General features: G+C 67.1%; 19 protein-coding genes. 11 read left to right on the top strand and 8 right to left on the bottom strand.

Annotation, left to right across the window (positions count from 1 at the left end; all coding sequences use genetic code 11):
- Positions 1-79: 79 nt before the first annotated feature.
- Positions 80-2,116, bottom strand: a complete 2,037-nt coding sequence (locus tag ACVOKU_RS16405) for an alpha/beta hydrolase family protein (protein ID WP_481560396.1) — start codon at positions 2,114-2,116, stop codon at positions 80-82.
- Between the two features lie 242 nt (positions 2,117-2,358).
- Between ACVOKU_RS16405 and apbC the strand changes: the two genes are divergently transcribed.
- Both apbC and dcd read left to right on the top strand, forming a co-directional pair.
- Positions 2,359-3,213 carry an iron-sulfur cluster carrier protein ApbC gene (gene apbC, locus ACVOKU_RS16400; RefSeq protein ID WP_481560395.1) on the top strand — a complete coding sequence of 285 codons (855 nt, stop codon included), beginning with the start codon at positions 2,359-2,361 and terminating at the stop codon, positions 3,211-3,213.
- Between the two features lie 74 nt (positions 3,214-3,287).
- Positions 3,288-3,860: a dCTP deaminase gene (dcd, locus tag ACVOKU_RS16395; protein WP_053516832.1), complete on the top strand. Its 573-nt coding sequence runs from the start codon at positions 3,288-3,290 to the stop codon at positions 3,858-3,860.
- Between the two features lie 66 nt (positions 3,861-3,926).
- Here dcd and ACVOKU_RS16390 read toward each other — a convergent pair whose 3' ends face one another.
- The 3 genes from ACVOKU_RS16390 to ACVOKU_RS16380 are packed head-to-tail and all read right to left on the bottom strand — an operon-like array spanning position 3,927 to position 5,200.
- A complete protein-coding gene (locus ACVOKU_RS16390) occupies positions 3,927-4,094 on the bottom strand; it encodes a LiaI-LiaF-like domain-containing protein (RefSeq protein WP_005410498.1) in 168 nt (55 codons plus the stop codon).
- A 15-nt stretch (positions 4,095-4,109) separates the two neighbouring features.
- Positions 4,110-4,532: an HIT domain-containing protein gene (locus tag ACVOKU_RS16385; protein WP_053516834.1), complete on the bottom strand. Its 423-nt coding sequence runs from the start codon at positions 4,530-4,532 to the stop codon at positions 4,110-4,112.
- The gene (locus tag ACVOKU_RS16380) at positions 4,529-5,200 is read right to left on the bottom strand and encodes a dienelactone hydrolase family protein (protein ID WP_065174892.1); all 672 of its coding nucleotides are present in this window, start codon (positions 5,198-5,200) and stop codon (positions 4,529-4,531) included. The genes ACVOKU_RS16385 and ACVOKU_RS16380 overlap by 4 nt, the downstream gene beginning before the upstream one ends.
- 204 nt (positions 5,201-5,404) lie before the next feature.
- On the opposite strand from ACVOKU_RS16380, the gene rimO reads away from it, so the two are divergent.
- A complete protein-coding gene (gene rimO, locus ACVOKU_RS16375) occupies positions 5,405-6,766 on the top strand; it encodes a 30S ribosomal protein S12 methylthiotransferase RimO (protein WP_053516842.1) in 1,362 nt (453 codons plus the stop codon).
- Positions 6,763-7,596: a DUF3025 domain-containing protein gene (locus tag ACVOKU_RS16370; RefSeq protein ID WP_481560412.1), complete on the top strand. Its 834-nt coding sequence runs from the start codon at positions 6,763-6,765 to the stop codon at positions 7,594-7,596. Before rimO ends, ACVOKU_RS16370 begins: the two co-directional genes overlap by 4 nt.
- A gap of 52 nt (positions 7,597-7,648) precedes the next feature.
- On the opposite strand, the gene greB is transcribed toward ACVOKU_RS16370, so the two are convergent.
- Positions 7,649-8,155 (bottom strand): transcription elongation factor GreB, encoded by a 507-nt coding sequence (gene greB / locus ACVOKU_RS16365; RefSeq protein ID WP_053516845.1) that lies wholly within the window; start codon positions 8,153-8,155, stop codon positions 7,649-7,651.
- A 35-nt stretch (positions 8,156-8,190) separates the two neighbouring features.
- Positions 8,191-9,696 (bottom strand): helicase HerA-like domain-containing protein, encoded by a 1,506-nt coding sequence (locus ACVOKU_RS16360; RefSeq protein ID WP_481560394.1) that lies wholly within the window; start codon positions 9,694-9,696, stop codon positions 8,191-8,193.
- Between the two features lie 123 nt (positions 9,697-9,819).
- On the opposite strand from ACVOKU_RS16360, the gene ACVOKU_RS16355 reads away from it, so the two are divergent.
- Both ACVOKU_RS16355 and ACVOKU_RS16350 read left to right on the top strand, forming a co-directional pair.
- On the top strand, positions 9,820-11,430 hold the full coding sequence (locus ACVOKU_RS16355) for a transglycosylase SLT domain-containing protein (RefSeq protein WP_065174896.1): 1,611 nt from the start codon (positions 9,820-9,822) through the stop codon (positions 11,428-11,430).
- A 23-nt stretch (positions 11,431-11,453) separates the two neighbouring features.
- Positions 11,454-11,801: a ribonuclease E inhibitor RraB gene (locus tag ACVOKU_RS16350; RefSeq protein ID WP_053516848.1), complete on the top strand. Its 348-nt coding sequence runs from the start codon at positions 11,454-11,456 to the stop codon at positions 11,799-11,801.
- A gap of 61 nt (positions 11,802-11,862) precedes the next feature.
- Here ACVOKU_RS16350 and asd read toward each other — a convergent pair whose 3' ends face one another.
- Entirely contained in the window at positions 11,863-12,705 is an 843-nt protein-coding gene (gene asd, locus ACVOKU_RS16345) for an archaetidylserine decarboxylase (protein WP_481560393.1), read from the bottom strand.
- The gene (locus ACVOKU_RS16340) at positions 12,702-13,352 is read right to left on the bottom strand and encodes an SCO family protein (RefSeq protein WP_065174897.1); all 651 of its coding nucleotides are present in this window, start codon (positions 13,350-13,352) and stop codon (positions 12,702-12,704) included. Before ACVOKU_RS16340 ends, asd begins: the two co-directional genes overlap by 4 nt.
- Before the next feature lie 122 nt (positions 13,353-13,474).
- On the opposite strand from ACVOKU_RS16340, the gene prmB reads away from it, so the two are divergent.
- The 5 genes from prmB (at position 13,475) to ACVOKU_RS16315 (ending at position 19,639) form a co-directional block, all read left to right on the top strand.
- Entirely contained in the window at positions 13,475-14,404 is a 930-nt protein-coding gene (gene prmB, locus ACVOKU_RS16335) for a 50S ribosomal protein L3 N(5)-glutamine methyltransferase (RefSeq protein WP_053516852.1), read from the top strand.
- A complete protein-coding gene (gene aroC / locus ACVOKU_RS16330; protein ID WP_481560392.1) occupies positions 14,401-15,504 on the top strand; it encodes a chorismate synthase in 1,104 nt (367 codons plus the stop codon). The genes prmB and aroC overlap by 4 nt, the downstream gene beginning before the upstream one ends.
- Positions 15,497-16,534, top strand: coding sequence for a 2-hydroxyacid dehydrogenase (locus ACVOKU_RS16325; RefSeq protein WP_481560391.1), 1,038 nt, complete (start codon positions 15,497-15,499; stop codon positions 16,532-16,534). Before aroC ends, ACVOKU_RS16325 begins: the two co-directional genes overlap by 8 nt.
- An 89-nt stretch (positions 16,535-16,623) precedes the next feature.
- Positions 16,624-17,652, top strand: coding sequence for an aspartate-semialdehyde dehydrogenase (locus tag ACVOKU_RS16320; RefSeq protein WP_481560390.1), 1,029 nt, complete (start codon positions 16,624-16,626; stop codon positions 17,650-17,652).
- Between the two features lie 70 nt (positions 17,653-17,722).
- Positions 17,723-19,639, top strand: a complete 1,917-nt coding sequence (locus ACVOKU_RS16315; RefSeq protein WP_481560389.1) for a motility hub landmark protein FimV — start codon at positions 17,723-17,725, stop codon at positions 19,637-19,639.
- Positions 19,640-19,662: the final 23 nt, after the last annotated feature.

The following is a 19,662-nucleotide window of genomic DNA, read 5'->3' as shown; positions in this document are numbered from 1 at the left end:
AAAATTCAGTGAAAGGCGCATGAAAAAACCCCGCCGGTTCAGGCCAGCGGGGTCCATGAACGGGCCAGCGTCCGGTTGCTTACAGGCCGCCCGGTCCGCAGTCCTTGCTGAGGAAGTCCGCCATCAGCGGCAGCGTCGCCCGGTAGTGGCTCGGGTACCACGGCATGCTGTGGGGCATGTCCGGAATCAACTCGAAGCGTGCGGGCACCTTGTCCTTGACGCCGTTGTAGAAATTCCTGGCGTGGGACGCAGGGGTGCGCACATCGCGGTCTCCCACGAAGGTCAACAGGGGGATGGCGGCCTTGGCGGTGTTCTGCATCGGGTCCATGCCCTTCACGGTCTGTCCCTGCAGGATGCGCTGCAGACGGTTCTCGCTCCAGGAAACACCCAGGCGGGCGAGGTCGGTTACGGGGGCGCCGGCAATGGCGCATTGATAGGGCGACGGACTGCGCACGACCGCAGCGGCCGAGGCGAAGCCGCCGTAGGAATAGCCGAAGATCGCGATGCGGTCCTTGGCCGCTATTCCCTGCTGCACAAGCCAGGCAGCCGCATCATCGTTGTCGTCCTGCATCGTCAGGCCCCATTGCTTGTCGCCGGCGATCCAGTGCTCACGCCCGAACCCGGTTGAGCCGCGGTACTGCGGCCGGATCACCGCGTACCCGCGCGAGGTGAAGAACGGTACCCAGCCGGACACATCCCAGCCGGTGTAATCACGGGCCCAAGGTCCGCCGTGCGGATGGACCAGCGCCGGCAACGCCGCGTCGCCGTTCTTCCAACCTGCGGGCAGATCGACGATGGCAGGAATCTTGCGGCCATCGCGGGCGGTGTACGTCACCCAGCGCTGCTCGCCGATCTGCTTGCCATCCACCCAGGGGCGCTCGCTGCCAAGCGTCGTGACCTGCTTGCGATCCACCAGGATCTGGTAGCTGGTGGGCGAGCTGGCGCTGTTGGTGGTGAACAGCACGCGGGACAGATCATCGTTGTAACCGGTGATGGCGATGTACTTGCCCGGATACGCCTGCTTGAGGCCGTCGTACAGGGCCTTCATCTGCGGATCGACATACACCGCTTCACGGCGCGGACCGTCGACATAGAAGCCCAGCACCTGGTTGAAGTTGCTGGGCTTGGTGCCCAGGATCAGGCCGCCGATCGGATACTCGGGATGAGCCGCCAGCGGTTCGTTGTCAAACGTTCTGCTGGCCGGGTCGTACAGTCGGGCCTGCACCTGGTCGGAGAACTTGTCGGTGAGGATGTACAGCTTGCCGTTCTGGTCATCGATGCCGACCACCTCCATCGTGTAGCGATCAGACAGGCGGGTGGTCAGCGTATCGTGCTTCTCGAACTGGCCGCTGGCCTTGTTCTTGACCAGGATCTGCTGCTCGTAGTCGTTCGAGCCGGCCGGCTCGATCTGCGTACGCGTCAGCAGCTCGCCGTTGCGCGGGTGGAACAGGCCCGGGGTGGAGCGGGCGTCGCCACGGAACAGCAGTTCGGTCTGCCCGGTCTTGAGGTTGAACAAGTAATAGCTGGCCGAAAAATTGGTCTGGTTGATCTGCGAGATGATCACCTTGTCCGGATCCAGCGGAAGCGAATGCACCAGGGACGCGGTGCCGGCCAGCTCCAGGCAGCGCTGGGTCTGTTCGCTGATGCCGAGCTTGCGGGTGTTGTCCGCGAAAGCCTCGTCGAACTTTGTCTGGCTGCTGTCGGTGAGGAATGCCTTGGACAGGAACGTCTTGGTTGAGCCGACCGAGTTGCCTTCACCGCAGCCGGACAACTGCGCGGTCAGCTCCTGTCGGCCGATCACCAGGCTGCGACCCGCCTTGAGCGCGCTGGCGGCAATGAACTTCATGCGATCACCGGAAGGCGTGATCGCCACGGGCGCCGAACCGGGCACGTCCAGGTTCCAGTTGGCCAATGCGGTATCGCCATTGTTGCTGCCCGGCGCAGCAATGATCGCAACCAGCTGCTTGCCGTCAGGGCTCATGCTGACAGACTGGATGGCCGGGATCTTGGCGAAATCCTCGACCGGCAACGGTGTGGCGGAGGCGTGGATGACGTGCAGGCCAAGCAGCAGTGCGGTGGTGGCACCCAGGCGGGCACGCGTGAGGCGGGTTTCCATGATCGACAGTTCCTTGTGGCGATTCGCATCAAGATGACCGGAAGATGAACGAGTGCTGCCCTTCCGTCAACTGCACGTGAAAGTTCCCACCTGTGCACCCAGCGGGGCAGAGAGGCAACGCCGCCGTAGGGACGCCGACTTGAGAATCCGTGCGCGGATCTGGGCCAATCCTGAATCAAGTCAGCGTGCGCCCAGCTTGTATGATGTCGGGTTCTCCTTCCTGATTTCCGCCGGAGCCCGCAGTGAACAGTCCGACCCGTCGTCCCCATGCAAGCCAGGTGCAGAAGGGGCTGGCACCGCACGCGCGCATCCGCAACGTGATCGCGGTCGGCTCGGGCAAGGGCGGTGTCGGCAAGTCCACCACGGCTGTCAATCTGGCGGTGGCGCTGCAGCAGCTGGGCGCGCGGGTGGGCGTGCTCGATGCGGACATCTATGGCCCCAGCGTTCCCGCCATGCTGGGCCTGGCCGGCCGCCCGGAAAGCCCGGACAACAAGAGCATCGAACCGCTGCGTGCCTTCGGCGTGGACACCATGTCGATCGGTTACCTGATCGAGGAAGACACGCCGATGATCTGGCGTGGGCCGATGGCGACCTCGGCAATGACTCAGCTGTTCAACGACACCCTGTGGGACGACCTCGACTTCCTGTTGATCGACCTGCCGCCCGGCACCGGTGACATCCAGCTGACGCTGACCCAGAAGATTCCGCTGGCCGGTGCGGTGATCGTCACCACGCCGCAGGACATCGCCACGCTGGATGCGAAGAAGGCACTGAAGATGTTCGAGAAGGTCGAAGTGCCGGTGCTGGGCATCGTCGAGAACATGGCGGTACATACCTGCAGCCAGTGCGGCCACGTCGAGCACCTGTTCGGCGAGGGGGGCGGGGAGCGCATGGCGGCGCAGTACGGCGTGCCGCTGCTGGGATCGCTGCCGTTGCAGATCGGCATCCGTGAGCAGGGTGACGCAGGCACACCGATCACCGCCGCGCAGCCGGATTCCCTGCCGGCCCAGGCCTATCGCCACGCCGCCCAGCGGCTCATCGAGGAAGTGGGCAAGCGCCCGCGTGCCTCGATCCCGATCCTGTCGTCGCTGCTGTAGGGACCGGGCGGGGAGGGCGGTGGCGCCCGGCCCCCTGCTAGAATCCTCGCGCCCCCTCGCACCCAGGACAGAGCATGAGCATCAAGAGTGACCGTTGGATCCGCCGCATGTCCGAACAGCACGGCATGATCGAGCCGTTCGAGGCCGGGCAGGTGAAGCAGGTCAACGGCCAGCGCATCGTCAGCTACGGTACCTCCAGCTACGGTTACGACGTGCGTTGCTCGCGCGAGTTCAAGGTGTTCACCAACATCAACTCGACCATCGTGGACCCGAAGCACTTCGATTCGGGCAGCTTCGTCGACATCACCGCCGACGAATGCATCATCCCGCCCAACAGCTTCGCGCTGGCGCGTACCGTGGAGTATTTCCGCATTCCGCGCGACACCCTCGTGGTGTGCCTGGGCAAGAGCACCTACGCGCGTTGCGGCATCATCGTCAACGTCACTCCGCTCGAGCCGGAGTGGGAAGGCCATGTGACCCTGGAGTTCAGCAACACCACGCCGCTGCCGGCGCGCATCTACGCCAATGAAGGCGTGGCCCAGATGCTGTTCTTCCAGGCGGCGGCCGATGATGTCTGTGAAACGTCCTACAAGGACCGTGGCGGCAAATACCAGGGCCAGACCGGCGTCACCCTGCCGCGTACCTGACGGACCGGTAGCGCCGGGCCATGCCCGGCGTCGCACGATCGAAGGCGGCGCTTGCGCCGCCTTCGCTTATTTGCCGCGGCCGAACAGCATGGCGATGCCGACGCCGACCAGGGCCACCGGCCACCAGGTCAGCAGCAGCTTGGACAGGTTCAGGTGCGTCCAGCCCAGGTTGCTGGCAAGCATGAACAGGCCGATCAGGATCAGCAGGATGGCGGCGACGAGGTTGAATCGCATCGTGTCGGCACAGGCTCAGGAGTGGGCCGGATATCCTAGCCGTTCCTTCCAGTAGGCGACATGCTGCTGCAGGGCGTCCGGTTCGTAGCGGTGCGCAGGACCGCTGCCCCACACCGGTCCCGGCCACGCCGGATCGCCGTCGTGGCGGCCGATCACGTGGAAATGCAGCTGGCGCACGATGTTGCCCAATGCGCCGATATTGATCTTCTCCACCCCGTCGGAGCCCTTCAGGGCCTTGCAGGCGCGGTTGAGTTCGGTGCGCAGCTTGTCCTGCTGGTCGCCGTCCAGTTCGATCCACTCCGTTACCCCGGCCAGACGCGGCACCAGGATCAGCCAGGGAAACCGTTCGTCGTTCATCAACCGCACTTGCGACAGCGGGCCTTGCGCCACCAGAACGCTGTCGGTGGCCAGGCGGGAATCAAGTTCGAAATCGCTCATCCAAGATGCTCCGTGAAGAAGTCCAGGGTGCGTTGCAGCGCCAGGGTGGCGCTGTCTGGATCATACGCATGTCCGACCTCGCGGTTGAAGGCATGGTCGGCCGGGTAGACATAGGTCGCCATCTGCGGCAGCTTCTGGCGATGCGCCTCCACGGCCTCCGGCGGGATGCTGCGGTCCTGCGCGCCGAAGTGGAAGATCACCGGCGCCTTCGGTGTCTCGTCCAGATACTGCACATTGCGTGCGCCGTAATAGCTCACCGAGGGCAGGCCGAGGCGCAGCGCGGACAGCATCGCCACCGTTCCGCCCCAGCAGTAGCCGACCGTGCCGACCTTGCCGAAGGGGGCAAGCCGGGTTGCTGCGGCGCGCACCACTTCCAGTGCCCGTTCAATGCCCAGCGCACTTACCCGTTCCAGGCCCTGTTTCACCCCTTCAGGGTCATAGGGCAGGGCGTCGGGGTCGGCGTCCGGGCCATCGACCAGGTCGAAGAACGACGGCGCCAGCACGGCATAGCCTTCGGCGGCGAAGCGCTCGGCCACGCCACGGATGTGCGGATTGGCGCCGAAGATCTCCTGCACGACCACCAGGCCGCCACGCGGCGTGCCCGCCGGCAGGGCCTGCCAGGCCCGGACCGGGCCATGATGCGTATCCAGGGTGATCCATTCGGACATCGTCGGGTTCCTCGTAGCAGTGGACAGACCTGCATTGTCGGCGCTGGGCGGGTTAGCGCGGCGTCTGCGGCTGTGCGTGATCGGGCGGCTGGCCGTTCAGAGCGCGGCCCTCAACCCCGGTATACTGGCGCCCTTTCAGGCCCCGGCCCCCAGGAACCCCTGCCACTCCGGCAGGGGCCCAGGCCCCCAGAGTCCCGCGATTCCATGTCCCAGCTGAACCCCAAAGTCGGCTTCGTCAGCCTTGGCTGCCCGAAGGCCCTTGTCGATTCCGAGCGCATCCTGACCCAGCTGCGGTCGGAGGGATACGACATCGTCCCGTCCTATGACTCGGCCGACGTGGTGGTGGTCAACACCTGCGGCTTCATCGACTCGGCGGTGACGGAGTCGCTGGACGCCATCGGCGAGGCGATGAACCAGAACGGCAAGGTCATCGTCACCGGCTGCCTGGGCAAGCGCCCCGAACAGATCCGTGAGGCGTACCCGAACGTGCTGGCGGTGTCCGGCCCGCAGGACTACCAGAGCGTGATGGAGGCGGTGCATGAGGCGCTGCCGCCCCGGCATGATCCGTTCGTGGACCTGGTGCCCGACTACGGCATCAAGCTGACCCCGCGCCACTACGCCTATCTGAAGATTTCCGAAGGCTGCAACCACGCGTGCAGTTTCTGCATCATTCCGTCGATGCGCGGCAAGCTGGTCTCGCGCCCGGTCGATGAAGTGCTGCGCGAAGCCGAGCGCCTGGTCCGGGGCGGTGTGCGTGAGCTGCTGGTGGTATCGCAGGACACCTCCGCCTACGGCGTGGACGTGAAGTACGCCGAGAAGATGTGGCGCGACAAGGCCTACCAGACCCGCCTGAAGGCGCTGTGCGAGGGCCTGTCCGAACTGGACGCGTGGGTGCGCATGCACTACGTGTACCCGTACCCGCACGTGGATGACGTGGTGCCGTTGATGGCCGAGAACCGCATCCTGCCGTACCTGGACATTCCGTTCCAGCACGCCAGCCCGCGCATCCTGCGACTGATGAAGCGCCCCGGTGCGGTGGAGAAGACGCTGGAGCGCGTGCAGAACTGGCGTCGCATCGCGCCGGACATCACCGTGCGTTCGACCTTCATCGTCGGTTTCCCGGGCGAGACCGAAGCGGAGTTCGAGGAGCTGTTGTCGTTCCTCGATGAGGCGCAGCTGGACCGCGTGGGTGCGTTCGCATATTCGCCGGTCGAGGGTGCTACCGCCAACGCTCTTCCGGACCCTGTCCCGGAAGAGGTGAAGCAGGAGCGCCTGGCGCGCTTCATGGAAAAGCAGGCACAGATCTCGGCCGCACGTCTGGAGGCCAAGATCGGCACGGTGCAGCAGTGCCTGGTCGATGCCATCGAAGGTGACATCGCCGTGGCCCGTTCCAGGGCCGATGCACCGGAAATCGATGGACTGGTGCATATCCAGAATGCCGACCAGGTGCCGCTGCGCGTAGGCGAATTCATCAACGTGGAAATCACCGAGAGCGACGAACACGATCTGTATGGCGACGCGCTGCCGCCGACCACGCGCCCGGCCTTCGACCTGAAGGTGCTCTGATCATGGCCGAGGGTGCTGCCGGCCACGCTGGCAGCCCTCGGCGATTCGTGCCGCCGCCGCGCGCGGCGGTGGACCCGGCGGTGTTCGATCATCCGCTGTTTGCCCGCGTGCGTGCCTTCCGCGATCTTCTGTCCGGCGACCGCTGGCCGACCGTTGCCGAGCTGGATGCGCGGCTGGCGTTGCGCGGGCGACGACTGGTCGAGCAGGATGCGGCGTTGCTGGCCGATGGCCTGCACTACGAAGTGCGCATCGCGCAGGGGCGTATCGCCACCCGTGCGGCGAGCTGGCACGATCTGTTCAATGCACTGGTGTGGGCGTGTCACCCGCAGCTGAAGCACGCGCTCAACAGGCGGCAATGCCTGCACGTCGCCACGATGCCAACGGGTCAACGTAATCGCGCGCAGGCGGCGCTGACCCAGTTCGACGAGACCGGCGTGATCGTGTGCGTCCAGGACGATGCGCTGATCGCTGCGTGGAACGCCCACGATTGGCCGATGCTGTTCGCGCCGCCGCACTGGCAGGCCGGTCGCATCACCATCGCCGCGGTGTTCGGCCATGCACTGATGGAACAGGCGTTGCTGCCCGGGCGCCTGCTGGTCGGCAAGTGCGTGGTGGTGCGCGGCGATGATGAGGGCGCCTGCATCGAGACCGTGGCCCGGGCGATCGAGCAGGGCGCGACGGTGACCGATCCGCTGCAGCTGCGCCCGCTGCCACTGGCCGGAATCCCCGGCTGGCACCCGCAGCAGGACGCCGCCTTCCATGGCAACGCCGACTACTTCCGCCCGCTGCGGCAGGGCCGCCTGTACCCGCCGCCGCTCTTGCCCCGGTAGCGCCGGACCATGCCCGGCGCTGGATTGACAGCAACGCCGGGAGGGCTCGGTGTTACGAAGACGGGTACTCGACGCTGATCACCGCGAAAGTGAACCGGCCGCCCGGCAGTTCCACCGAGAATTCATCGTCCAGGCGCTTCTTCAGCACGGCCCGCGCCAGCGGCGAGTCGATGCTGATCCAGCCCAGGCCGGCGTCGGTTTCATCCGGCCCAACGATGCGGTAACGGCTGGTCTCACCACTGTCGATGTTCTCCAGTTCGATCCATGCACCGAAGAACACCGCTTGTGGATCGGTCGGCGTGGTATCGACCACGCGCAGCGATTCGAGCCGCTTGGTCAGGTAGCGCACGCGGCGGTCGATTTCACCCAGCTGCTTCTTGCGGTAGGTGTACTCGGCGTTCTCCGAGCGGTCGCCCTCGGCGGCGGCGGCGGCCAGCGCCTTCACCACCTCGGGCCGGCGTACCCGCCACAGGTCGTCCAGCTCGGCTTTCAACCGGGCGTGGCCGGCGGCGGTGATCAGGGCGGTGCTTTTCTCTGCGGGCGGACGCCAACGGGACATGTAATACAGCTTCTTCTCAGGAATACGAAAGGGCCTCAGCGCTTGCCGCCGAAGATGCCGCCCAGGATGCCACGCACGATCTGGTTTCCCAGCTTGGTCCCGACCGTGCGCGTGGTCTGCTTGGCCATGGTTTCGATCATGCCCTGGCGGCGCTTGGTGCCGAAGATCGCATCCTTGATCGCTTGGCCGAATCCACCTTCCTGTGCCTCGTCCTGCTCGCGGCTGCGCGCGGCCGGCGTCTGGGCCTGCTCCACGCTCTTCTGCGCCCGCTGGGCCAGCAGCTCGGCGGCCGATTCACGGTTGACCGCCGTGTCGTAGCGGCTGCCTACCGGACTGCCGGCACGCACCTGTGCGCGCTCGGCCTCGGTGACCGGCCCCATCCGGCAGCGGGGCGGCGCGATCATCGTCTGCTGGACCGGCATCGGCACGCCCTTGTCCTGCAACGTGGAAACCAGTGCTTCACCGGTGCCGAGCTGGCTCAGCACCTTGGCGACATCCAGCTTCGGGTTCGGCACGAAGGTTTCGGCGGCGGTCCTGACCGCCTTCTGGTCGCGCGGCGTGAAGGCCCGCAGCGCGTGCTGCACGCGGTTGCCGAGCTGGCCCAGGATGTTGGAGGGCACGTCGTCGGGGAACTGCGAGCAGAAGTACACGCCCACGCCCTTGGAGCGGATCAGCCGCACCACCTGCTCGATGCGCTGCACCAGCGAGGATGGCGCATCGTCGAACAGCAGGTGGGCCTCGTCGAAGATGAACACCAGCTTGGGCTTGTCGAGGTCGCCCACTTCCGGCAGCTGTTCGAACAGTTCCGACAGCAGCCAGAGCAGGAAGGTCGAGTACAGCTTGGGCTTGAGCACCAGCTGGTCGGCGGCGAGGATGCCGATCACACCGCGGCCGTCGTGATTGACCCGCATGATGTCGGCCAGTTCCAGTGCCGGCTCGCCGAAGAAATTCTCACCGCCGTCCTGCGCCAGCCGCAGCACGGCACGCTGGATCGCTGCGATCGACTGCGCGCTGACCAATCCGTACTCGGTGGAAATGTCCTTGCGCTCTTCGGCGACCAAGCCGAGCAGGGCGCGCAGATCATCCATGTCCAGCAACAGCAGGCCGCGGTCGTCGGCCAGCTTGAACACGATGTCCAGCACGCCGGCCTGGGTGTCATTCAATTCGAGGATGCGCGCGAGCAGGGTCGGCCCCATCTCGCTGACGGTGGTGCGCACCGGGTGGCCGAGTTTTCCGTACAGGTCCCAGAAGATGGCCGGGCTGCCCGCCGGCGCATAGTCGGCCACGCCGATGTCCGCGGCGCGCTTCAGCAGCGCTTCGCTGCCCGTGCCGGGCACGGCCAGGCCGGACACATCGCCCTTCACATCGGCGAGGAACACCGGAACCCCGAGCCGCGAGAATCCTTCTGCCAGGGTCATCAGGGTCACGGTCTTGCCGGTGCCGGTGGCGCCCGCCACCAGCCCGTGGCGGTTGCCGAGTCTCGGCAGCAGGGTGACGGCCACATCGTCGGTGATGCCTTTGCCGAGCAGAATCGGATCCATGGTCCAGCCCTTGTGGTGAATGCGCCCAATGTTAACCGGCAGCGATGACGGCCCGAAGGTCGGCTTGCCCCGACCTTGGCGGCGCCGCTACTCTGCCTGCCTGTTTCGCACACAGTGCCAAAAATGCCCGTTCCTGTCCTGATTTCCCGCACCTGGCCGTTGCTGGCCCTGGCTGGCCTGGTTTCCCTGGCCCCCGATGCCCACGCCCAGCGGGTTTCCGCCCGGGACAAAGTGAAGGTAGATGCCCTGCAGCAGCGCATGACGGCTGCCGAGAAGCGTTACAGCGATGCGCTGCTGCTGGTGGCCAACGCCGACCCCAAGGGCAGCAACGAGGCCGACGCGGCGCTGGAGGACATGGAGGATGTCATCAGTGAGTGCGTGAAGCAGAAGGGTTGCCAGATGAGCAACATGCTGGCCACCTACAAGCGCCTGCTCAAGCGCGATGCCGATGCGGCCGCGGAAGACGAGGGCGGTGAACTGCCCGCCGAGCGGCTGGAAGCCGACCCCGACCATATCGGTCCGTTGACCGCCGACGTGCCGGAAGCCGCACGCGCGGCGGCACTGCTCAACGACAAGCGGCACGCCTTCGACAACATGGTCGAGTACAACCCGGCCGTCCAGGCCGGCATCCGCCGCTGGCTGACCGACATGCGTCCGGCGCTGCTGACCAGCTACGAGAACTACCAGAACCTGCGTGCCGTGATGTGGCCGGAGTGGGAGAAGCGCGGCCTGCCCGAAGCGCTCCTGTTCGGCATCATGGCCAAGGAATCCAATGGCCGCGTGCATGCGTCCTCGCGCGCTGGCGCCGCCGGCCTGATGCAGTTCATGCCGGCCACCGGCCGGCGTTTCGGCCTCGGTCCGGACGGCACCGGGTTCGATACCCGCTTCGATGCCCACAGCGCTGCTGAAGCCAGTGCGACCTATCTCAACGAGCGCATGCGCGAGCTCAACAACAACATCGAGTTGTCGCTGGCCGGGTACAACGGGGGTGAAGGGCGCGCCCTGCGCGTGGCGCGCGAGAATCCGGGGCAGAGCTTCTGGGTCGACCGTGTCTACAACCAGTTCCCCGGTGAAACCAAGGATTACGTGCCGATGGTGATTGCTGCGGCGTGGATCTTCCTGCACCCCCAGCAGTACGGCGTGGAGTTCCCGAAGATCAGCGCGCAGCCGGCCACCCTGCGCCTGGCGCGCTCGACCACCATCTACGAGCTGACGATCTGCCTGGGCAGCCACGGCACCCGTGATGGCTACATGCGTGCGCTGCGCAACCTCAATCCGCGTTATGAGGCTGATGGCTGGATTCCGGCCGGCACCCTGATCAACGCAACCACCCGCATCGCGAGCCTGTATCAGCGCAACTGCGTGAGCGGACCGCGTGCCGACCTGGCGCGCACCCTGATCACGGCCGACCTCAATGCCGCCATCGTGCGGCCAAGCGCTGCCAGCTACACCGGCAGCGTGGCGGTGGGCGGCGTGGTGCCGGTGGCCGATGCAGCCAGTTCGACCAGCGTACCGACCGCACCGGTGGCGGCAGTGGCCGCGCCTCGGCCGGCACCGGCCGCGCGACCGAAGCCGGCACGCAGCTACAAGGTCGGCCGCGGCGAGACGCTGGGCCGCATCGCGGCCAAGTTCCAGTGCGACGTGCCGACGCTGGCACGCGCCAACGGTCTGAAGGCACCGGCCTACAGCCTGCGCCACGGCCAGGTGCTGAAGCTGCAGGGCTGCGAAAAGTAATCTCCACGACCTCTGGAACTGCCATGGACCTTGAAGCAACCCGCAACCTGTTCGCCAATCTGCGCGAAAACACCGACTGGGACATCAGCGGCCCGCTGCTGTGGGGCTATTTCTTCGTGCATTCCACTGCCGAGCCGCTGCAGGCACTGGCCGCGCATCTGCAGGCGCAGGGCTACACCCTGGTGGAGGTGTTCGAGCAGGAGCCGGACGAGGGGGACGCGCCGTTCCATGTGCTGCATGTGGAGCGCGTGGAGGTCCACGACGAAGCGTCGCTGGATCGCCGCAACCAGGAGCTGGCAGCGCTGGCAGCGCAGATGGGTGTGGAAGACTACGACGGCATGGACGTCGGCCCGGCCCCCACCCTGCAGTAGGGGCCTGTGCGTAGTGCCGGGCGCGTGCCCGGCGCTGCGCAGCAAACCGGTGGCGGGATTGTCAGCGCAGCGTGGCCAGCGCCTGGCCCAGCTGCACCGGTGACTCCGCAGCCAGGTGTGGAGCGAACTCCGCCACGCCCGGCGGCAGCAGCACGACCACGGTCGAGCCATAGTTGAAACGTGCCATCTCCGCGAAGCGCTCCAGGCGGATGCCCTGGCCGCGATAGTCCTTGCGGGTGATGCGGTCACCGTACTGAGGGATCTCCTCGCCGCTCCACACTGTCTCCACGCCGGAGACCAGCAGCGCGCCGACCATCACGCTCACCATCGGGCCGAAGCTGGTATCGAAATGGCAGACCAGGCGTTCGTTGCGTGCGAACAGGCGTGGCACGCCTGCCACGGCGGCCGGACCCACGCTGAAAAGGCGGCCTGGCACATGCACGGTCTCGCGCAGGGTGCCGGTCCAGGGCATGTGCACACGGTGGTAGTCGCGCGGGGACAGGTAGATGGTCGCGTACAGGCCGTCGTTGAACGGTTTGGCGTCCTCGGCGCTGCCCAGCAGCTCGGCGGCGGTGAACGACTGGCCCTTGGCCTGGAAGATGCGGCCGGCCTCGATGTTGCCGAGCTGGCTGACACGGCCGTCGGCCGGCATCACCAGGGTGCGCGGATCGGCATCGGCCACGCGTGCGCCCGGTTTCAGCGCACGGGTGAAGAACTGGTTGAAGGTGGCGTAACTGCGCGGGTCGGGGTTGGCGGCTTCGTCCAGATTGACGTTGAACCTGCGGCTGACGGTGTCGATCAGCCAGCGCGACACGCGCGGGTTGTCCGAGTACGCCAGCGAGCGCGCCATCGAGGACAACAGGCGATGGGGCAGGGCGTATGTCAGGGCGGTGGTGAGGCTCATGGGGCGGTTTTCTCGGTCAGCTTCTGCAGGTCGCGGGCGATCGCCGGCGCGTTGAACGGGGGCCGCACCAGGCCGGCGAGCCGGCCCTGCGGATCGAGCACGGCCAGGCTGGCCGAGTGCTCGACGGTGTAATCCTCGGGATTCTCGTCGAAATGCTTGCCCGGCACCTTCTGGAACACGAAGCCCAGTGCGGTGGCGAAGCGTTCCAGCGAAGGGACGTCGGCGGTGGCCGCCAGGGTGTCCTTGTGGAAGCCGTGCGCGTACTCGCCAAGGCGGGTGGCGCTGTCGCGCTCGGGGTCGACGGAAACGAACAGCACCCGCGGACGCAGCCCGTCGGGCAGTGCTTCCCACTGCTGCTGCGCACCGGCCAGTTCGGCCAGGGTGGTCGGGCACACGTCGGGGCAGAAGGTGAACCCCAGGAACACCAGGGTCCAATGGCCCTTCAACTCGCCCGGAATGAGCCGCGTGCCATCGGACTGGGCCAGGTTGAAGTCGGGCAGCTCGCGCGGCTGCGGGTACAGGGTGATCGCTTCGGTGGCCGGCTGGCCGGCCGGGGGCTTCGGAGCAAAGACCTGCTGCGCGGCGAGCAGGCCCAGGCCCGCCGCCAGGGCGATCAGCAGGATGATGCCGACGTTGCGATTGAACATGGGAGCCCCCGCGCGAAGTGGTCCCCATCATACCGGCTGCGGCCTGATCGTTTCCGTCGCAACGGATGCCGGCGCAGGCGCCAGCCCCTATAATCGGGGGCCACTTTGCCCGCAGTACCGCCATGACCGCTGAAACGGCCGCCGAACTCCACACGATCATCGACCTGATCCGCTACGGCACCAGCCGTTTCAACGCCGCCGGGCTGACCTTCGGGCACAGCTACGACAACGCCCTGGACGAGGCGACCCAACTGGTGCTGCACAGCCTGCACCTGCCGCATGACCTGGGCCCGGCGTATGGCCAGGCGCGGTTGCTGCAGGAGGAGAAGGTGCGGGTGCTGGAGCTGTTCCAGCGCCGCATCGACGAACGTATCCCGGCCGCCTACCTGACCGGCGAGGCGTGGTTCGCCGGCCTGAGCTTCAAGAGCGACGCGCGCGCCCTGGTGCCGCGTTCGCCGATCGCCGAGCTGATCGAGTGTGGTTTCGAACCCTGGCTGGCCGGCCGCGACGTCAGCCGCGCGCTGGATCTGTGCACGGGTTCGGGCTGCATCGCCATCGCCATGGGCCACTATTACCCGAACTGGGAGGTGGACGGCGTGGACCTGAGCGACGACGCACTGTCGCTGGCCGAAGAGAACAAGGAGCGCCTGCAGGCGCACAACGTCACGCTGATCAAGTCCGACCTGTTCAGTGGCCTGACCGGCCGCCATTACGACCTGATCGTCACCAACCCGCCGTACGTCACCAACGACGAGACCGATGCCCTGCCGCAGGAATATTCCTACGAGCCGGAAATGGGCCTGCGTGCCGGCGATGACGGCCTGGACCTGGTGCTGAAGATCCTGCGCGATGCGCCGCTGCACCTGAGCGAGGACGGCCTGCTGATCTGCGAAGTGGGCGAGTCCGAGCAGCACCTGGTCAAGCTGCTGCCGGAAGTGGACTTCGCCTGGATCGAGTTCAAGGTCGGGCAGATGGGCATCTTCGCGGTCGAATGCCGCGAGCTGATCGCCCACAGCGCCCGCATCACCGAACTGGCGGCGCAACGGCCGTGAGCTCCAATTCGTTCGGCAAGCTGTTCACCGTCACCACGTTCGGCGAGTCGCACGGGCCGGCCATCGGCTGCGTGATCGATGGCTGTCCGCCCGGGCTGGCGCTGGACGCGGCCGAATTTGCCCACGATCTGCAGCGCCGTGCCACCGGCAAGAGCCGGCACACGTCGGCGCGGCGCGAGGCCGATGAGGTCGAGATCCTGTCCGGCGTGTACGAGGGCCTGACCACCGGCACGCCGATCGCGCTGCTGATCCGCAACACCGACCAGCGCAGCAAGGACTACGCGAACATCGGCCAGCAGTTCCGGCCGGGCCATGCCGACTACAGCTACTGGCACAAGTACGGCATCCGCGATCCGCGGGGCGGTGGCCGTTCCTCGGCGCGCGAGACCACCATGCGCGTGGCCGCGGGCGTGGTCGCCAAGAAGTGGCTGGCCGAGCGCTTCGGCGTCACCGTGCGCGGGCATCTGTCACAGCTGGGCGGGATCACGCCTGCAGGGTTCGACTGGTCGGCAGTGGAAGACAATCCGTTCTTCTGGCCGCACGCCGCGCAGGTGCCGGAGCTGGAGGCGTACATGGATGCGCTGCGCAAGTCCGGCGATTCGGTCGGCGCGCGCGTGGACGTGGTTGCCGACAACGTGCCCCCGGGCTGGGGCGAGCCGATCTACGGCAAGCTCGATGGCGAGCTTGCGGCGGCGCTGATGAGCATCAACGCGGTCAAGGGCGTGGAGATCGGCGACGGGTTCGCCAGTGCGGCCCAGAAGGGCACCGAACACCGTGACCTGCTGACCCCGCAGGGTTTCGCCAGCAATCACGCGGGCGGCATCCTGGGCGGCATTTCCACCGGCCAGCCGGTGGTTGCGTCGATGGTGTTGAAGCCGACCTCCAGCCTGCGCCTGCCGGGCCCATCGCTGGACACCGCCGGCAACGTGGTCGAAGTGGTCACCACCGGCCGCCATGATCCCTGCGTCGGCATCCGCGCCACGCCAATCGCCGAAGCGATGGTGGCGCTGGTGCTGATGGACCAGGCATTGCGTCACCGCGCGCAATGCGGCGATGTCGGCACCATCACGCCCCGCATTCCCGGGCAGGTCGATGGCTGAAACGCGGCCGACGGTGTGGGTGAGCCAGCCGCTGATCGAGGCGGCCATCGCGCCGCTGCGTGATCGCGTGCAGCTGCGCACCACCGACGCCGTCACCGTGTGGTCGCCTGAGCAGATCGCTGCACAACTGGCCAGCGCCGATGGCGCGATCATCACCCTCAACGAGCGTATCGGCGCGGCCGAGCTGGCCAATGCCTCGCAGCTGCAGGTCGTTGCCAACGTCGGCGTGGGCTACAACAACCTGGATGTGACCGCGCTCAGTGCGGCGGGCATCCTGGCCAGCAATACCCCCGACGTGCTTACCGAGACCACCGCCGATCTGGGCTTCGCACTGCTGATGGCCGCCGCGCGCCGGATCACCGAATCCGAACGCTGGCTGCGTGAAGGGCACTGGCAGCAATGGTCGTTCCAGACCATGCTCGGGGCCGACATCCACGGCAGCACCCTGGGCATTCTCGGCATGGGGCGGATCGGCCAGGGCATCGCCCGTCGCGGCGCGCATGGTTTCGGCATGAAGGTGCTGTACCACAACCGCTCGCGACTGCCGGCAGATGCCGAAGCAGCAGTCGGTGCCGCTTATGTCGATCTGGATACGCTGTTGGCGCAGTCCGACCATCTGGTGCTCGTACTGCCTTACACCCCGGCCTCGCACCACCTGATCGACGCCGCTGCGCTGGCGAAGATGAAACCGACGGCCACGCTGGTGAACATCGCGCGCGGAGGCCTGGTCGACGAAACAGCGCTGGCCGATGCACTGGCTCATGGGCGCCTGGCCGCTGCCGGGCTGGACGTCTACGAAGGCGAGCCGGCCGTACGCCCGGAACTGCTGGCGCTGCGCAACGTCGTGCTGACCCCGCACATCGGCAGCGCTTCGCTGGCCACGCGTACGGCGATGGTGCAGCGGGCCGTGGACAACCTGCTGGCCGCGCTCGGCCTGGCCGGCGGGCCGGCGCACATGCCGAGCGCGATCAATGCCGACGCGGCGCTGGCCGCACGTGCCGCCCTGGGCAAAAAAAACGGGAAACGATAGGGAGCCTCCGCGCGTTCCGTCCGAGGAGGTTCCCCGAACCCAGCTGTCGTGCGTGAATTTTTCCCATCCGTTTTCTTGAGAGTTCCCCCATGAGCAATGCACAACGCCGCTTCCATGTCGCCATCGTCGGTGCCACCGGCGCCGTCGGCGAGACCATGCTGGCCATCCTGGCCGAGCGCGGTTTCCCGGTCGGAACCCTGAGCCTGCTGGCCTCCGAGCGTTCGGCCGGTGGTGAGGTCGAGTTCAACGGCGAGAAGGTCAGGATCCAGGACCTGGCGAGCTTCGATCCGAAGGGTGTGGAGATCGCCCTGTTCTCCGCAGGTGGCAGCGTCTCCAAGGAGTACGCACCGAAGTTCGCCGCCGCCGGTGCGGTGGTGATCGACAACTCCTCGGCCTTCCGCTACGACGATGACGTGCCGCTGGTGGTATCGGAGGTCAATCCGGACCAGATCGGCAATCGTCCGCGCGGCATCATCGCCAACCCCAACTGCTCGACCATGCAGATGCTGGTCGCGCTGGCGCCGCTGCATCGTCGCTATGGCATCGAGCGCATCAACGTCTCCACCTATCAGTCGGTGTCCGGTGGTGGACGCTCCGCACTGGAGGAGCTGGGCAAGCAGACCGGCCAGCTGCTGAGTTTCCAGGAGATCGATCCGCAGCGTTTCCCGGTGCAGATCGCCTTCAACCTGATCCCGCACATCGACGACTTCCAGGACAACGGCTTCACCAAGGAAGAAATGAAGCTGGTGTGGGAAACCCGCAAGATCCTGGGCGACGACAGCATCCTGGTGAACCCGACCGCGGTGCGCGTGCCGGTGTTCTACGGCCATTCCGAGTCGGTGGCGATCGAGACCCGCGACAAGGTCACCGTGGCCGAGGCCCGTGCGCTGCTTGAACAGTCGCCCGGCATCGAGGTGGTCGACCGCCATGAAGCCGGCGGCTATCCGACGCCGGTCACCCACGCATCGGGCACCGATGCGGTGTACGTCGGCCGCATCCGCGAGGATCTGTCGCATCCGCGTGGCCTCAATCTGTGGATCGTGTCGGACAACGTGCGCAAGGGCGCAGCCCTGAACGCGGTGCAGCTGGCAGAGCTGGTCGCTGCCGAGCAGCATTGATCGACAGCCCGGGCGCCCTGGGCTGCTCTGTGCGTGCGGACCCCGGTCCGCACGCTTTATAGTGTCGCCCATGAATAAACGGGCCAAGGGCGCATCGCGCCCGCTCACCTATCTGTCTGCCGCACTGCTGGCTCTGGCCAGCAGTCCGGTGTTCGCGCTGGGGCTGGGCGACATCCGCGTCCTGTCCAGACCCGGTCAGCCGCTGCTGGCGGAGATTCCGGTGGTGTCCGCCGATCCTTCGGAGCTGGAGAATCTGCGCGTGGCGCTGGCATCGCCAGCCACGTTCGAACGTGTCGGCCTGCAACAGCCGACCGGCCTGGTGGGCGAGCTCCAGTTCGAGCTGACCCGCAATGCGCAGGGGCGGGCCGTGGTGCGGGTCACCTCGCAGATGCCGGTGGAGACGCAGTCGCTGAGCTTCCTGGTCGAGGCCGACTGGGGGCAGGGACGGTTGGTGCGCGAGTATTCGGCGCTGATCGATGCGCCCTCCAGCGCGCTGGCCGTGGCGGAGCCGGAAATCGTCGCACCGGCCGGCACGCTCTCCAATACCATCGCCCGCGATCCGCCCGCCGAGGCGGCGGTACCGGCGCCTGCACAGGGCGGGACGCCGGCCAGTGCGACCACGGCGGCTGCACCGGTGCGTCCGCGCGCTGCCGCTGCACCGTCGTTGCCGCCGGCTGCCGATGGCAGCATCACCGTGCAGCGCGGGCAGACCTTGTCGCAGATCGCCAGCGCGGTTGCCCGTGGCAACCAGGTCAGCCGCGACCGGGCGATGATTGCACTGCTGCGTGCCAATCCCGAGGCCTTCATCCGGGGCAACATCAACCTGCTCAAACAGGGTGCAGTACTGCGCATGCCCGGCAGTGACGCGCTGGCGGCGGTGGATGCGGCCGAAGCCGGTGCCCTGGTCCGCGAACACGCCGCGCAGTGGCGGCAGGCGCGTACCGTGCCGCAGCCGGCAGGCGTTCCTGCACCTGCGGCCGCTGCGCGGGCTACTACTCCGGCCGCCGCGGCCGGGGCACGACTTGAGATCGCCCCGGCGCTGGCGTCCGACGCCGCGCACGCGGGCACAACCACCGGCACCGGAGCCGGCAGCGAGGGTGACATGCTGGGCAACGAACAACTTCGCCAGGCCCGCGAGGACATCGCCACCCGCGATGCCGAGATCGGCGAGCTGAAACAGCGTGTGGCCGAACTGGAAACGCTGAAGGCACAACAGCAGTCGCTGATCGCGATGAAGGACAACGACCTGGCGGCGGCCCAGCAGCGGCTGGCACAGGCGCCAGGCGCGCGTGACGCCGGAACGCCGTGGTACTGGCTGGGACTGCCGGTGCTGCTGGTGCTGGCAGGCGTCGCATGGTTGCTGCGCCGTCGCAAGCCATCGCCCCTGCCGCCGCTGCGCGAGGAGGACGATGCCGCAGCTCTGGCGGCGGCCGTACCGGCCGGTGCCGCGCTCGATACGCTGGCCGAGCAGTCTGCGTGGTCTACCGCCGATGCCGACAGCGGGCGCCAGGAGCCGGCGATGCCGGCCTGGGCGACGGTCGCCGACGCCCGATCCGAAGACGGATCGGCCGGCACGCAGGGGCAGCCGTCGGACGATGGCACGGACGAGGCACCGTTGCCGGCGCCCGTGACCGACCTGCCGCGCTGGGACGAACCGGTGGACGAGAGGGGTGTTGGCCGGCCGACGGCCCAGGAAGCCGATTCCGGGGTTTCGGTCCCGGACTACGCGCTGCATGCCGAGCAGCAGCCGCAGTTCCGCGGCGTGTTCGACCTGCCCGCCGATCTGCAGGACAACGACGCCCCGTCGGTGGAGGATGCCGGCGACACCTGGTCGCCCCGCGCCGGGCAGGAACGCCTGGAGCTGGCGATCGCCTACCTGGATCTGGGCGACGCACAGACCGCGCGTACCCTGCTGCTGGAGGTTGCCGAAGGGGGCGACCCGGACTGCCAGGCGCAGGCGCGCGAGCTGCTGGCCCGGCTGCCGTGACCGATACCTTCGACAAGGACCCT

The sequence above is a fragment of the Stenotrophomonas sp. STEN147 genome (assembly GCF_056757995.1).
The sequence above is the reverse complement of the archived record's forward strand: the minus strand, read 5'-3'. Positions and strand labels throughout refer to the sequence as shown.